Origin of the sequence: Amycolatopsis thermalba (assembly GCF_023376025.1) — a bacterium.
GTDB classification, from domain to species: Bacteria; Actinomycetota; Actinomycetes; order Mycobacteriales; family Pseudonocardiaceae; genus Amycolatopsis_E; species Amycolatopsis_E thermalba.
This window is the reverse complement of the sequence record NZ_CP091196.1, coordinates 372057-386143: the sequence shown is the minus strand read 5'-3', so window position 1 is coordinate 386143 and position 14087 is coordinate 372057. Positions and strand designations below refer to the sequence as shown.

Annotated in this window: 15 protein-coding genes; 7 read left to right on the top strand and 8 right to left on the bottom strand. The window is 71.0% G+C overall.

Going from position 1 to position 14087, the window contains the following annotated elements:
* Nucleotides 1–199 precede the first annotated feature (199 nt).
* Both L1857_RS01945 and L1857_RS01940 read left to right on the top strand, forming a co-directional pair.
* Nucleotides 200–763 carry a PadR family transcriptional regulator gene (locus L1857_RS01945; RefSeq protein WP_094003258.1) on the top strand — a complete coding sequence of 188 codons (564 nt, stop codon included), beginning with the start codon at nt 200–202 and terminating at the stop codon, nt 761–763.
* A 49-nt stretch (nt 764–812) separates the two neighbouring features.
* Nucleotides 813–1904 carry an inositol-3-phosphate synthase gene (locus L1857_RS01940; RefSeq protein WP_116110303.1) on the top strand — a complete coding sequence of 364 codons (1092 nt, stop codon included), beginning with the start codon at nt 813–815 and terminating at the stop codon, nt 1902–1904.
* A gap of 43 nt (nt 1905–1947) precedes the next feature.
* On the opposite strand, the gene L1857_RS01935 is transcribed toward L1857_RS01940, so the two are convergent.
* Both L1857_RS01935 and L1857_RS01930 read right to left on the bottom strand, forming a co-directional pair.
* Complete coding sequence (locus tag L1857_RS01935; protein ID WP_116110302.1) at nt 1948–2589, bottom strand: HAD family hydrolase; 642 nt, start codon at nt 2587–2589, stop codon at nt 1948–1950.
* Between the two features lie 14 nt (nt 2590–2603).
* Nucleotides 2604–2918, bottom strand: a complete 315-nt coding sequence (locus L1857_RS01930) for an ArsR/SmtB family transcription factor (protein WP_116110301.1) — start codon at nt 2916–2918, stop codon at nt 2604–2606.
* Nucleotides 2919–2975: 57 nt separating this feature from the next.
* Here L1857_RS01930 and L1857_RS01925 point away from each other — a divergent pair, with 57 nt between their 5' ends.
* From L1857_RS01925 to L1857_RS01910, 4 genes are all read left to right on the top strand, one after another.
* Nucleotides 2976–4334, top strand: a complete 1359-nt coding sequence (locus tag L1857_RS01925) for a DHA2 family efflux MFS transporter permease subunit (RefSeq protein WP_094003254.1) — start codon at nt 2976–2978, stop codon at nt 4332–4334.
* Between the two features lie 46 nt (nt 4335–4380).
* Entirely contained in the window at nt 4381–4830 is a 450-nt protein-coding gene (locus tag L1857_RS01920; RefSeq protein ID WP_116110299.1) for a MarR family winged helix-turn-helix transcriptional regulator, read from the top strand.
* Entirely contained in the window at nt 4827–6044 is a 1218-nt protein-coding gene (locus L1857_RS01915; protein WP_249464322.1) for an MFS transporter, read from the top strand. The genes L1857_RS01920 and L1857_RS01915 overlap by 4 nt, the downstream gene beginning before the upstream one ends.
* Before the next feature lie 86 nt (nt 6045–6130).
* Nucleotides 6131–8185 (top strand): PhoX family protein, encoded by a 2055-nt coding sequence (locus L1857_RS01910; RefSeq protein WP_094003251.1) that lies wholly within the window; start codon nt 6131–6133, stop codon nt 8183–8185.
* Between the two features lie 153 nt (nt 8186–8338).
* Here the strand turns inward: L1857_RS01910 and L1857_RS01905 are convergent, their stop codons facing one another.
* Together L1857_RS01905 and L1857_RS01900 are read right to left on the bottom strand one after the other, a co-directional pair.
* Nucleotides 8339–9673: an MFS transporter gene (locus tag L1857_RS01905; RefSeq protein WP_116110296.1), complete on the bottom strand. Its 1335-nt coding sequence runs from the start codon at nt 9671–9673 to the stop codon at nt 8339–8341.
* Between the two features lie 38 nt (nt 9674–9711).
* Nucleotides 9712–10710 carry a BUD32 family EKC/KEOPS complex subunit gene (locus L1857_RS01900; RefSeq protein ID WP_240323135.1) on the bottom strand — a complete coding sequence of 333 codons (999 nt, stop codon included), beginning with the start codon at nt 10708–10710 and terminating at the stop codon, nt 9712–9714.
* A 46-nt stretch (nt 10711–10756) separates the two neighbouring features.
* Here L1857_RS01900 and L1857_RS01895 point away from each other — a divergent pair, with 46 nt between their 5' ends.
* Nucleotides 10757–11440, top strand: a complete 684-nt coding sequence (locus L1857_RS01895; RefSeq protein WP_094003248.1) for an SDR family oxidoreductase — start codon at nt 10757–10759, stop codon at nt 11438–11440.
* Here the strand turns inward: L1857_RS01895 and L1857_RS01890 are convergent.
* From L1857_RS01890 to L1857_RS01875, 4 genes are all read right to left on the bottom strand, one after another.
* Nucleotides 11437–11859 carry a hypothetical protein gene (locus tag L1857_RS01890; RefSeq protein WP_116110293.1) on the bottom strand — a complete coding sequence of 141 codons (423 nt, stop codon included), beginning with the start codon at nt 11857–11859 and terminating at the stop codon, nt 11437–11439. The two genes, L1857_RS01895 and L1857_RS01890, sit on opposite strands and share 4 nt — an antisense overlap.
* The gene (locus tag L1857_RS01885) at nt 11856–13145 is read right to left on the bottom strand and encodes a putative T7SS-secreted protein (RefSeq protein WP_116110292.1); all 1290 of its coding nucleotides are present in this window, start codon (nt 13143–13145) and stop codon (nt 11856–11858) included. Before L1857_RS01885 ends, L1857_RS01890 begins: the two co-directional genes overlap by 4 nt.
* Entirely contained in the window at nt 13142–13363 is a 222-nt protein-coding gene (locus L1857_RS01880) for a hypothetical protein (RefSeq protein WP_094003245.1), read from the bottom strand. Before L1857_RS01880 ends, L1857_RS01885 begins: the two co-directional genes overlap by 4 nt.
* A 150-nt stretch (nt 13364–13513) precedes the next feature.
* Nucleotides 13514–14062, bottom strand: a complete 549-nt coding sequence (locus tag L1857_RS01875) for a TetR/AcrR family transcriptional regulator (protein ID WP_116110291.1) — start codon at nt 14060–14062, stop codon at nt 13514–13516.
* Nucleotides 14063–14087: the final 25 nt, after the last annotated feature.

Below are 14087 nucleotides of genomic sequence, written 5' to 3'. Positions count from 1 at the left end.
TGAGCTGTGCGGCCTAACGGTGTAGACCACGCGCGCGACACGCCGAACGTTCCATAACGCTCTGGTGAACTTCAGGGGTGTGTTTCGGGTCGCATCGGGTGATCATCGGTGTTGGCTGCACCACTTCGATGTATCGGCCCGATATAATCGGGCGTTAGGTTGCCGGAGTGTCGTGGAAGTCCTCGAAAGGGGGTGCACCGTGCTGGAGTTCGCCATCCTGGGGCTGCTGCACGAGGCACCGATGCACGGCTACGTGCTGCGCAAACGGCTGCACGACACGCTCGGCATGTTCCGCACCTTCTCGTACGGTTCGCTGTATCCGACCCTGCGCCGGCTGCAGCGGGCGGGGTTCATCGAAGAGGCCGACAGTGACGTCGGAGGAGCCGGCGAGCCCGTCAAGGGCTGGGGCCGGCGGGCTCGGACGGTGTACAAGCTCACAGCGGAGGGGAAAGAGCACTTCGCGAAGCTGCTCGCCGACGCCGGGCCCCAGACCTGGGAGGACGAAGGGTTCGGGGTCCACCTGGCCTTCTTCTCCCGGACACCGGCTGATGTCAGGATGCGGATCCTGGAGGGCCGGCGCCGCCGGGTCGAGGAACGCCGTGAAGGGCTACGGGCGGCGCTCGCTCGTGCCGAGGAGAAGATCGACCGCTACACGCGTGAGCTGCACCGCCTCGGGCTGGAGAGCAGCGAGCGCGAGGTGCGCTGGCTGAACGAACTGATCGCGCACGAGCAGGACGAGCAAAACCGCGGGCTTCAGAGCTGAGACCGCATCCGAAATCGGCAAGACATCACTGAACGAAGGAGAAACCGGCATGGGCGACAACAGCGGCCGCGTACGAGTGGCCATCGTTGGCGTCGGAAACTGTGCGGCGTCGCTGGTGCAGGGGGTGCACTACTACCGCGACGCCGACCCGGCCTCGCGGGTGCCCGGCCTGATGCACGTGCGGTTCGGCCAGTACCACGTCGGTGACGTGGACTTCGTGGCCGCGTTCGACGTCGACGCCAAGAAGGTCGGCCAGGACCTGTCGTCCGCGATCCTCGCCAGCGAGAACAACACCATCAAGATCACCGACGTGCCGCCGCTCGGTGTGCCGGTTCTCCGCGGCCCGACCATGGACGGCCTCGGCCGCTTCTACCAGGAGACCATCGAGGAGTCCGACGAGGAGCCGGTGGACGTCGTCGCCGCGCTGCGCGAGGCCCGGGTCGACGTGCTGGTCTCCTACCTGCCGGTCGGATCGGAGCAGGCCCAGAAGTTCTACGCGCAGTGCGCCATCGACGCCGGCGTGGCCTTCGTCAACGCGATCCCGGTGTTCATCGCCTCGGACCCGGCGTGGGCGCAGAAGTTCACCGACGCCGGTGTCCCGATCGTCGGTGACGACATCAAGTCCCAGGTCGGCGCCACCATCACGCACCGCGTGCTGGCGAAGCTGTTCGAGGACCGCGGGGTCCAGCTCGACCGCACCATGCAGCTGAACGTGGGCGGCAACATGGACTTCAAGAACATGAAGGAGCTGGAGCGCCTGGAGTCCAAGAAGGTCTCCAAGACCCAGGCGGTCACCTCGCAGATCGACCGCGACCTGGGCAAGGCCAACGTGCACGTGGGCCCGTCGGACTACGTGCAGTGGCTGGAGGACCGCAAGTGGGCCTACGTCCGGCTGGAGGGACGCGCCTTCGGTGACGTGCCGCTGAACCTGGAGTACAAGCTCGAGGTGTGGGACTCGCCGAACTCGGCCGGCATCATCATCGACGCGGTGCGCGCCGCGAAGATCGCCCTGGACCGCGGCGTCGGCGGCCCGCTGCTGTCGGCTTCGTCCTACTTCATGAAGTCGCCGCCGGTGCAGTACGACGACTCGACCGCGCGCGACTCGGTGGAGAAGTTCATCGCGGGCGAGATCGAGCGCTGAGTTCTCCGCGAGGAAGGGCCCGGTCCTGGACCGGGCCCTTCCTTCACGCCTGGAGCGCGGCGGGCAGGTCGGCGACGGTGTCCAGGACCCGGTGCACCCGCTCCAGCACGGCGGGATCCGGCGGGAAGTGCGGGTTGGGCACGGCGTAGACGGTCATCCCCGCGGCCAGCGCGGACTTGAGCCCGTTGGTGGTGTCCTCGACCGCGGCGCACTTCGCGGGGTCGACGCCCAGCCGGCGGGCGGCTTCGAGGTAGACGTCCGGGGCCGGCTTGCCCGCGGCGACCTGCTCGCTGGAGATCGCGACCTCGACCAGCCCGGTCAGGTCGGTGGCCGTCAGGAACGCCTCGATCAGCACCGGTGGTGACGAGCTGGCGATGGTCACCGGGTACCGCTCGCCGACCGCGCGCACGGCGTCGGCGGCCCCGGGCAGCACCGGCGGACCGCCCGCGTAGCGGTGGGCCATCGCGTCGATCACGACCTCGGCGATCCGCTCCGGCGTGAGCCGCGCGCCGAGGTGTTCGACCAGGTAGCGCGCCCATTCCGGGGTGCTCATCCCCTGCATGGCGCGGGTGGCCGTGGCGGTCCAGCTGCCGCCGTACTCGGCGACGACCGCCCGGCGCACCTCGTCCCAGGTCTGCTCGGAGTCGACGAGCACCCCGTCGAGGTCGAAAACCACCGCGTCCATGCCCGTGACCGTACCTACTCGTCCGCGGCCAGGCGCAGGATCGGGCCGAGCAGGCCGGGGAAGCGTTCGCCCAGGTCGTCCGCGCGGACCCGGACCCGCCGGTGCCTGCCGTCCACGGTCATCGAGATCACCCCCGCCTCCCGCAGGATCCGCCAGTGGTTGGTCAGCGTCGACATCGGCACGTCCAGGCCGTCGGCGAGCACCGCGCACGTCGATTCGGGGTCCCCGGAGGCGCGCAGCACCAGCTTCAGGCGCACTGGATCGCCCAGCGCGTGCAGCACCTGCGCGAGCGTCAGCGACTCGCGTGCGGGCTGGGGTAGCGATCGCATGGCCCGAGTCTAGCAAACTGTTCGACAGTTCGGGATTATCGAACTATCGTCGGCGGCATGACGAAGATCGAGACTCCCGCCGTGAGCCGGGCGGCGTTGCTCGCGCTGGCCTGCCTCGGCCAGTTCATGGTGCTGCTGGACAGCACCATCGTCGGGGCCGCGCTGCCCGACATGCAGGAGCGCCTGCACGTCGGGCTCAGCGGGCTGCAGTGGATCGTGGACGCCTACGTGCTGCTGGTGGCCATGCTGTTGCTGTCCGGCGGGGTCTTCGCCGACCGGTTCGGCCGCAAGCGCGTGTTCCTGGCCGGTGTGGCGGTGTTCACGGTCGCGTCGGTGGTGTGCGCCCTCGCGCCGTCGATCGGCTGGCTGATCGCCGGGCGGGTGCTGCAGGGCGTCGGGGCCGCGGCGCTGAGCCCCGCGTCGCTGGCCCTGCTCAGCGCCGCGTACCCGGTTCCGGCCGAGCGGGTCCGGGCGATCGGGTTGTGGGCCGGGTTCAGCGGGATCGGCCTGGCCGCGGGACCGCTGGCAGGCGGCATCCTGGTCGAGGCCTTCTCCTGGCCGGCGATCTTCCTGGTGAACGTGCCCGTCGGCGCGGTCCTGCTGGTGGTCGGCATGCGGGTCCTGGGCGAGTCCCGCAACCCGGAGGCGCCGGCGATCGACGTGCCGGGCACGGTCCTGTCGGTCGTGGGCGTCGGCGCGCTGACCTACGGCCTGATCGAGGGCGGGTCGCGTGGCTGGACCTCGCCGGTGATCCTGGGCAGCTTCGCGGTCGCGGTGGTGGTGCTCGCCGGGTTCGTCGCCGTGGAAGCTCGCCGCGCGGCGCCGATGCTGCCGTTGCGGCTGTTCCGGGAACGGCTGTTCACGGTGTCGAACACGGCGATGGTCGTGGTGGGTTTCGCGCTGATGGGCTCGTCCTTCTTCTTCTCCCAGTTCTTCGTGCACGTCCAGGGCAGCTCGATCCTGGTGGCCGGGCTGCGGACGCTGCCCGCGACGCTCGGCATGGTGGTGGTGAGCCCGTTCGCCGGCCGGCTCGCCGCGCGGTACGGCTTCCGGGTGGTGGTCACCAGCGGCCTGGTGCTGGCCGGGCTGGGCCTGCTGGTGCTGGGTTTCGTGGACGCGGGCACCGGCTACGGCAACGTGTGGTGGCGGCTGGCGATGGTGGGCGTCGGGTTCGCCCTGGCCATGTCGCCGCTGACCGGGGCCGCGATCCAGGCGGTGAGCCCGCGGGAGGGCGGGCTGGCGTCCGGGATCAGCAGCACGACCCGGCAGATCGGGGCGGTGCTCGGGGTGGCGGTGCTGGGAGCGGTCGTCCAGACCGGGGCGGGGCTGGGCAGTGCCTTCGTGGTGGCCGGGGTGGTGACCCTGGTGGGCGCCGTGCTGACCGGACTGTGGCTGGTGAAGTCCGCGTCCCTGTGAGCCGATTAACTTAGACAACCTAAGCAATAACGCTTAGGCTAGCTAAGTGAATCCAGGAGTAGCAGAGCTCGCGCACGAGCTCCGCCCGCTGGTCTTCCGCCTCTACTACCTGGTCCGGCGGCTGACCCCGCGGCACCAGCTCACCCTGACCCAGGGCTCGGTGCTGAGCGAGCTGGTCCACGGCGGCCCGCGGCGGATGAGTGCGCTCGCCGAGCTGGAGGGCGTGCGTCAGCCGTCCATGACGGACCTGGTCCGCCGGCTGGAGCGGCTCGGCCTGGTCAGCAGGCGGCCCGATCCGGACGACCGGCGCGCGGTGCTGATCGAGGCGACCTCGTCCGGCGCGCGGTACATGACCGCGCTGATCACGGCCCGCGAGGAGTTCCTGCGCGAGCGCCTGACCGCCCTGGATCCAGCCGACCGCGACGCGATCGACGCGGCGCTGCCGGCCCTGCGGAGGCTCATCGATCCGGTCAAGAAGGAGGAACTGCTCTCATGAGCAGTCACAGTCACGGGAGCCTGCTGGACGCGCTGAAGGGCCAGCCCAAGCAGGTGTGGATCACGGCGTTCGCCGCGGTCATCGCGTTCATGGGGATCGGGCTGGTGGACCCGATCCTGCTGTCCATCGCCGAGGGGCTGCACGCCACGCCGTCCCAGGTGACGCTGCTGTTCTCGTCCTACCTCGGCGTCCAGGTGATCGCCATGCTGGTCACCGGCGCCGCCAGCGCGAAGTTCGGTCCGAAGCGGACGGTCCTGACCGGGCTGGCGCTGATCGTGGTCGCGACCGCGCTGTGCGCCGCGGCCGGGTCGATCGAGCAGCTGGTCGCGCTGCGCGCGGTGTGGGGCCTCGGCAACGCGTTCTTCATCGCCACCGCGCTGTCGGTGATCGTCGGCGCCGCCACCGGCGGGCAGGCCGGCGCGATCCTGCTCTACGAGGCCGCGCTCGGCGTCGGCCTCGCGGTCGGGCCGCTGCTCGGCGCCCTGCTCGGCAGCATCTCCTGGCGCGGCCCGTTCGTCGGCACCGCCGTGCTGATGGCCGCCGCCCTGGTGCTGTGCTCGATCTTCCTGGCCGGGGACAAGCACGAGAAGCGGGACCCGATCCGGCTGCTCGACCCGCTGTGCGCGCTGAAGCACGCCGGCCTGCTGCGCACCTCGATCGGCTCCGCGTTCTACACCGCCGCGTTCTTCACCGTGCTGGCCTGGACCCCGTTCGTGCTGGACTGGAGCGCGGTCGCGGTCGGGCTGATCTTCTGCGGCTGGGGCCTGTGCGTCGCGGTCGCCGGGGTGGTGCTCGCGCCGAAGCTGGCCGGCCGGCTCGGCGAGCGGCACGCGACCGTGGTGTCGGTGCTCGGCTACGCGGTGCTGATGGTGGTGCTCGTGGTGCCGAGCAAGCCGGTGATCGTGGTCGGCGTGATCGCCTCTGGGCTGGTCTCCGGCCTGCTGAACACCCTGTTCACCGGCACCGCGATGTCGATCAGCGACGCGCCCCGGCCGGTGGCCAGCGCGGGCTACAACTTCTGCCGCTGGCTCGGCGGCGCCGTGGCCGCCACCCTCGTCGGGCACGTCGCCGAGTGGCTCGGCTCGGAGCACGCCCCGTTCGTCATCGCCGCGATCCTGTGCGTGCTGGCCGGCGGGCTCCTCGCGATCCGGACGAACAGCGCGGATCCGCACCGGGTGCCGCGTGAGGCAGCTCTCGTCGGGGAAGAGCTTTGACTACCGTTCACCTGTAGTTTGAGGACACCTGGCCTCGGTCGCTTAACGTCACCAGCGTTTCCCCTGACTGAGTGACTGGAGACCAGGTGTCCTTCACCCCCGGGCGGCTGCTGCCCCTCCTTACCCACACGAGCGGCAGAGCCGCGACCACGTGCATCTACCGTTGTGGCAACCAGTGTGCTCACGAGGCGCCCAACGAGTCGTCGAACGAGTACTTCGGTGACGTCGTCAAGGGCATGTCCCGGCGCGGCGTCTTCAAGGCCAGTGCCGTCATGGCCGCCGCGGCGGGCGGGTTCGCCGCGCTGAACGCCGGTGCCACCGCCTCCGCCGCCGTGCCGCCCGCGCTGGCCGGCCACGGCAACCGCCCCGGCCGCCCCGTGCCCGGTACGGACTTCACGCCCGTCGCGCCGAACAAGGCCGACGCGGTCGTCATCCCGGACGGCTGGGAGCAGAACGTCGTGATCCGCTGGGGCGACCCGGTGGTCACCGGCGCGCCGAAGTTCGACATCGCCAAGCAGACCGCGGCCGCGCAGGCGAAGCAGTTCGGCTACAACAACGACTTCGTCGGGCTGATCCCGCAGGACCGGCAGGGCAAGCGCTTCCTGATGGTCGTGAACCACGAGTACACGACCGAGACGCAGATGTTCCCGGCCGGCCAGTACGACTCGGCCAACCCGACCGAGGAGCAGGTCAAGATCGGCTGGGCGGCCCACGGCCTGTCGGTCGTGCTCGTGGAGAAGCAGCGCGACGGCGGCCTGGAAGTCGTGCCGAGCCGCTACGGGCGCCGCATCACGCTGGACACGACGTTCGAGGTGCGTGGCCCGGCCGCCGGCTCGAAGTACCTGAAGACCTCCGCCGACCCGACCGGCACCAAGGTGCGCGGCACCCAGAACAACTGCGCCGGCGGCGTCACGCCGTGGGGCACGGTCCTGTCCGGCGAGGAGAACTTCCACCAGTACTTCGCCAACTCGGAGAAGGTCACCGACCCGGTGGAGCAGGCCCGGCTGACCCGCTACGGCATCGGCAAGGGCACCTCGACCCGCAAGTGGGAGCGCTTCGACAAGCGCTGGGACGTGCCGCGGGAGCCCAACGAGGTCAACCGGTTCGGCTGGGTCGTCGAGATCGACCCGAACGACCCGAACTCCACCCCGATCAAGCACACCGCGCTCGGCCGCTTCAAGCACGAGGCCGCCAACGTCAAGATCACCAAGGACGGCCGGGTCGCGGTCTACTCCGGCGACGACGAGCGCTTCGAGTACATCTACAAGTTCGTGTCGAAGGGCAAGTACAAGCCGGGCACCAGCGCCCACGCCCGCCGCCACAACTCGGCGCTGCTCGACGAGGGCACGCTGTACGTCGCGAAGTTCACCGGCGACAGCCCGGCGAGCCAGATCGACGGCACCGGCAAGCTGCCCGCGGACGGCGAGTTCGACGGCCGCGGCGAGTGGATCCCGCTGGCCAGCGGGGACAAGTCCTTCGTGGACGGGTTCACCGCCGAGGAGGTGTACGTCTTCACCCGCCAGGCCGCGGACAAGGCCGGCGCGACGAAGATGGACCGCCCCGAGGACATCGAGCCGAACCCGGTCAACGGCCGCATCTACGCCGCGCTGACCAACAACAGCGACCGCGGCGCGGCAGGCAAGGCCGGTGTGGACGAGGCGAACCCGCGCGTCGGCAACAAGAACGGCCACGTGCTGGAGTGGGAGGAGGACCGCGGCGACGCGGCCTCGACGACGTTCTCCTGGCGGCTGCTGCTGGTCTGCGGTGACCCGGCCACGGCCGACACCTACTTCGGCGGCTTCCCGAAGGACCAGGTCAGCCCGATCTCCTGCCCGGACAACGTGGCGTTCGACCCCTACGGCAACCTGTGGATCTCCACCGACGGCAACGCGCTGGGCATGAACGACGGCCTGTTCGCGGTGCCGGTCGACGGCCCGAACCGCGGCCAGGTCAAGCAGTTCCTCACGGTGCCGATCGGCGCGGAAACCTGCGGCCCCAACGTGACGAGCGACTTCGTCACGGTCGCGGTGCAGCACCCCGGCGAGGGCGGCACGGTGACGAACCCGCAGTCGCACTGGCCGGACGGCGGCAGCAACCTGCCCCGCCCGGCGGTGGTTTCGGTGTGGCGCAAGCGCCGCTGAAGGTGAGTTGACGGAGCCCCGGGGAACGCGCTTCCCCGGGGCTCCGTCATGCCGGCGCGAGTCCCACGCTCCCGCGCGCGAGTTCCACGTTCAGGCGCGCGAGTTCCACGCTCCGGCGCGCGAGTTCCACGCTCCCGCGCGCGAGTTCCACGTTCAGGGGAGCGAGTCGACCGCTTGAGTCCGGTCCGGCTTCGGCCGCGCGCCCAGCACCAACGCGACGCACGCCCCGGCGAGCATGCACAGCCCGACCACCCACAGGCCGGTCCGCTGCGATCCCGTCAGGTCCCGCAGCCAGCCCGTCACGTACGGCGCGGCGAAACCGGAGATGTTGCCCAGCGAGTTGATCAACGCGATGCCGCCGGCGGCCGCCGCGCCGGAGAGGAACGTCGAGGGCAGCGCCCAGAACGTCGGCAGCGCCGCGCACACCCCCACGGCGCAGATCGTCACCGCGACCATCGCCGCGTAGGGGTTGCCCAGGTACAGGGCGATCGGGATCGCCACGCCGCCGACGATCATCGGCAGCGCGACGTGCCACTTCCGCTCCCGCGTGCGGTCGCCGTGCCGCGCCCAGAACACCATCACCACCGCGGCGATCACGTACGGGATGGCCGTGACCAGACCGGCTTCCACGGTCGACAGCTTCGTCCCGAACTGCTGCCCGAACCCGGCGATGATCGTCGGCAGGAAGAACCCGAGCGCGTACAGGCCGTACGCGATCGCGAAGTACACGAAGGCCAGGCCGAGGATGCGCGGGTGGGTCAGCGCCTTGCGCAGCGGCCAGTGGTGCGCGGCCTCGGTCGCCTTGCGCTCGTTGTCCAGTTCGGTGGTCAGCCAGCGGCGCTCGTCCTCGGTGAGCCACTTCGCCTGCTCCGGCCGGTCGGTCAGGTAGAACCAGGTCACGAACGCGAGCAGGATCGCCGGGATGCCCTCGACGAGGAACATGAACCGCCAGCCGGACAGCCCGAACACCCCGTGCCCGTGCGCGATCAGCAGGCTGGACACGGTCGACCCGATCGCCGAGGACACCGGCACGGCGGCCATGAACAACGCGACCGCCTTGGCCCGCTGCGCCGCCGGGAACCAGTACGTCAGGTACAGGATGATGCCGGGGAAGAAGCCCGCCTCGGCGACGCCGAGCAGGAACCGCATGATCACCAGCGTCGTCGGGTTCGGCACGAACGCCAGCACCGTCGCGACGATCCCCCAGGTGACCATGATCCGCGCCAGCCACCGCCGCGCGCCGAACCGGTGCAGCGCGAGGTTGCTGGGCACCTCGAGCGTCAGGTAGCCGAGGAAGAAGATCCCGGAGGCGAACCCGAACGCGGTCGCGGACAGACCGAGTTCGGCGTTCATCCCGTTCGGCCCCGCGAAGCCGATGTTGACGCGGTCCAGGTAGTTCACGAAGTACAGCAGGGCCAGGAAGGGCATGATCCGCAGCGCGACCTTGCCCAGCACCCGGTCACCCTCGGCGATCGTCCTCGTCGACATCCCCGAATTGCATGCCACTTACGGGTGGTTCGTCAAGATCAATGCAGCACGTGCTCGATCACGTTGCGCGGGTACGGCGCCATCCGGGTTTCGGTGTGCAGGCGGAAGTAGAACGCGTTGACCACGGCGGCGACCGGGGCGTGCCGCTGGACGACGTCCGCCGCCGCGGGAGGCAGCGCGGGGAGGTCGCCGGTGCGGATGGCCTCGTTGCGCAGCCGGACGTCGGCGATGCCGCCCAGTTCGCGCACGATCCAGTTGACCAGGTGGGTGAGCACGTAGCTGCGGTCGTGGGTGGCGTGGTCGGCGAGGAAGCGCCGCTCGGCGCCGGTGAGGTCGAAGCGCGGGCTGGACGCCAGGCCGAAGTCGGTGAGGTAGAGCCGTTCGCCGTCGGTGAGGGTGTTGCCGAAGTGCGCGTCGAAGTGCCACAACCCGAGGCGGCTCATTGCCCGGGTGATCGCCGTCAGCTCCCGCTCGGCCATCCCGCACGCGCCCTCGTGCATCCAGGCGCGGAGGTCGTGCGGCATCCGTTCCAGGAACAGCACGAGGTCGGCCGGCGCCGCGGCGAGCGCCTCCAGCCGCCGCCGCACGCCCGGGTGGCCGTGCCAGAACGCGATCGACTCCTCCCGCTCGGCCGCGGTCACTTGCGGGCGCGGGCCGCCGCCGAGGACCCGCCAGTGGTGCAGCAGCAGGAAGTTCTCGCTGCCGCCCGCCAGCACGTCGTCGCTGGTCAGGACGTGCGCGGCCAGCTCACGCCAGGCGCCGCCGCCCGGGGAGCCGACCCCGTAGTGCGACCAGACCGGCAGGCCGAAGAGGTCGGCGGTCGAGCGCGGGTTCGCCAGCTCCACCTCGGTGACCGGCACCCGCTTCACGAACACCGGCACGCCCTCGACGTCGGCCAGCCAGGTCGTGCCGCCGATACCGGTGCCCAGCGGCCGGGCGCCGTCCAGTAACGCGGCCACGCTCGCATCGCCGAGCCGGGACAACGCCGTGGACACCCGCTCGTGACGGGCTCGCCTCGACGCGAGGGACTGCGACAACGGGATCTCCTCCAGCCGGCCGGGAACAACCGCCTAACGTAGGGGCATGCCGGAAAATCCCCTCGCTCTCGTCACCGGTGCCTCGCGCGGGATCGGTGCCGCTATCGCCCGTGCGCTCGCCCCCACCCACCGCGTGCTGCTCGGCGGCCGGGACGTCGACGCGCTCGGCGAGCAGGCCGCCGAGTCGGCGAACGCGGAGCCGTGGCCGGTGGACCTGAGCGACCTCGACGGCGTGCGCGCGGCGGTCGCCGGCATCGACCGGCTGGACGTGCTCGTCCACTCGGCCGGCACGGCCGAACTGGGCACCGTCGAGCAGTCCGCGCCCGCGGCGTGGCGGAAGAACTTCGAGGTCAACGTCGTCGCCGTGGCGGAGCTGACCCGCCTGCTGCTGCCTGCCCTGCGCGCCGCGAACGGGCACGTCGTGATCATCAACTCCGGTCAGGGCCTGTCCGCCCGCGCCGGCTGGGGCCCCTACGCGGCGAGCAAGCACGCGGTGCGCGCGTTCGCCGACGCGCTGCGCGAGGAGGAGCCGGGCATCCGGGTCACCTCGGTCTACCCGGGCCGGACCGACACGGAGATGCAGCAGGCGATCGTCGCGGGCGAGGGCAAGGAGTACGCCCCCACGCAGTACCTGCGGCCGGACTCGGTCGCCGCGGCGGTGCTCTCCGCGGTCACCGCGAGCCCCGACTCGCACGTCACCGACGTCACCGTCCGGCCCCGCCCGCGCTAGTCGTCGGGGCCGAGCGAGCCGACGAACTCGCGGAAGTCGCCGGCCAGCGCGTCGAACTCGGCCCGGGTGCAGGTCAGCACCGCGCGGACGACGGCGCGCTGGCCCGCCCCCTCGCCCATCGCGAGGTACACCTCGCTGCGCACGAACGTTTCGCCGCCGGCCGTGAACCGCAGCTCCTGCACGAAACCGTCGCCGCCGATCTCGTCGCCGCTGAGCACGGTCACCTCGGCGGCGGTCTCGCGCAGGTCCGCCGCGGACCCGGCGGCCACCTCGCGCAACGGCACCGCCGACGGCCACATCCCGCCGGTCAGCATGATCCCCGCGGTGTCCGACCGCACCGCGGCGAAGGCGGCGTCCCGAGCCGGCACGGGCTCCCAGCCGTCCGGCAGTCCGAAGTGGACGGAAACGGGCAGTGTCATCCGAACAACCCCTTGAGCGATTTGCCGACGTCCGCGACGTCCTCGCCGAAGTCCTTGATGCCTTCGCCGGCCGCCTCGATGCCGTTGCCGATCGCGTTCGTGGCCGACTTCGCGGTCTCGGCGACCTTGTGGCCGTCGACCTGCAGGTCGAACCCGAGCTCACCGCCGAGCCCGAGCGCCAGGCCGGCGTTGCCCTTGATGTGGAACTTGCCGTCCTCGCCCTCGCCGACGGTGAACCCGGCCTCCGCGCCGAGACCGGCCCAGCCCTCCGCGGTCCCGCCCGCGCCGACGCCACCGACGTCGACGGCGCCGCGCACGCTGCCGCGCGCCCCGGCGAACACCCCCGCCTTGGCCTCGACCACCTCCTTGGTGGCCTTGAGCCCGGCCCGGCCGCGGACGCCGAACATGGCCTCCGCCTTGCCGTCCAGGCCGAGGACGCCGTAGTCGACGCGGCCGGTCGCGGTGCTCTTGATGCCGTCGATGGTCTCCATCTCGAGGATGAGGCCCTTGTTGTTCAGCGCGGCCTGGAAGTTGGTCTCGATGCCGACCATCGTTTCGAGCCTGCCGGTGAGCGTGAGATCGCCCTTCCGCAGCTTGCCCTCGGCGACCTGGTGCAGCAGGTAAGCGTAGTAGCGGTAGCGGCCCAGCTTGCCGTGCTCGGGCGGGATGAACTTGTTGCCGTACTCCCACGTCTTGATCGACGAGCTGCCGGTGGCGTCCCAGCCGCTGGCGATCGCGTCGACGAGCCCGCCGATCGCGCTGCCCGCCGCGGCCTCGATCGTGCCGATGGCCCGCGCGGCTTCGGCGGCCTGGCGTGCGAGCTGTTCGCGGGCCCGGTCGAGCACCTCCCGCGCCTGCTCCTGGAGTTGCTCGCCCTGCTGCCGCAGCTGCTCGGCCTGCTGCACCGCTTCCTCCGCGGCGTCCTCGACGGCCTGCTCGGCGGCCCGGTCGAGGGCACGGCGGCCGGAGTCCCACAGCTCGATCGCCTCCTGGGCCTGTTCCTGGGCCCAGCGCAGCGTGTCGGCGTAGTGGTCGAGACCGCCCGCGGCGGCTGTCAGGCTGTCGGCCGCCTTCAGCCACTGCGGGGGCAGCCAGTCGACCAGCTCGCCGAACGCGTCGGCGGCCGCGCCCTGCCAGCCGGGGACGCTGAACCCGGCGAGTTTCGAGCCGACGCCGTCGAACTGTTTCGCCTGGTCGAGCAGGGTCCGCGCGTGCTCGACGATGGTTTCCGGTGATCCGGGGACCAGCGCGCGGGGGTCGTCGGTGGAGCCGAGCTCCGCGCTCACTGCCCGGCCCGCCGGATGGCGGCCTCGTTGTCGAGCTCCATCTCGCGGAACAGCGTGGCCGTGTCCAGCAGCGCGGTGCCCGTCAGGTCGACCCGTTCCCGCAGCACGCGCGCGGCGATCCGCGCCAGGCCGGCGAATTCGCCGAGCTTGCCCGCCAGGCCGGCGTCCCCGTAGACCTCCGCCGTCGGGACGATTCCGGCAAGCGCGGAATTGTCCAATTTGGTCAGTATGTCACCTATGTGACCTGCGGCTTTGCCGAGCCCTGCCGGCTCGGCGTCGAGAACTCCCCACACGTGCGCCGATGTAAGACACCGCGCGGGAACGTGAGGTGAACGAACGCGTGAGCGCCGGTTAACCGGTCGCGAAGATCATGATCGGCCGATCCCGCTGTGCAACGTTTTCACCACGGTGTCCACGATGCCGTGCCGGGGCACGCCGCACTGTTCGCCCTCGGTGTACCCGGTGTAGACCAGCGCCCACAGCACCCGCTGAATCCACTGTGGAGTGAGCGCCGGATCGAACACGCCGTCGGCCTGGCCGCGCTCGATGAGGGCGATCAGCGGGTCGTCCGGCGGTGGGCTCCCGTTCGGGTCGTGCTCGGCCAGCACCCGCGGGTCGCCGAACAGGAACACCAGCCGGTCCCCGACCGACAGCATCGCGGCGACCAGCCTGCGCATGGCGTCCAGCGCCGGGCCCTGGTCGATCGCCGCGTCACCGACGGCGGACTCGATGGCGGCCACGGAGTCCTCGATGGTGGCCTCGATCAGCGTGGCGCGGTCCGGGAAGTAGCGGTGCAGGGTGGTCCGGCCGACGCCGGCCGCGTCCGCGATCTCGGCGAGTTTCGCCTGGTAGTCGCGGCCCAGGACGGTCGCGGCGGCGTCGAGGATCGCGCTGCGGGTGCGGTCGCGGGTGCTCACCGGGACAAACTACCGCCTTGCCAAA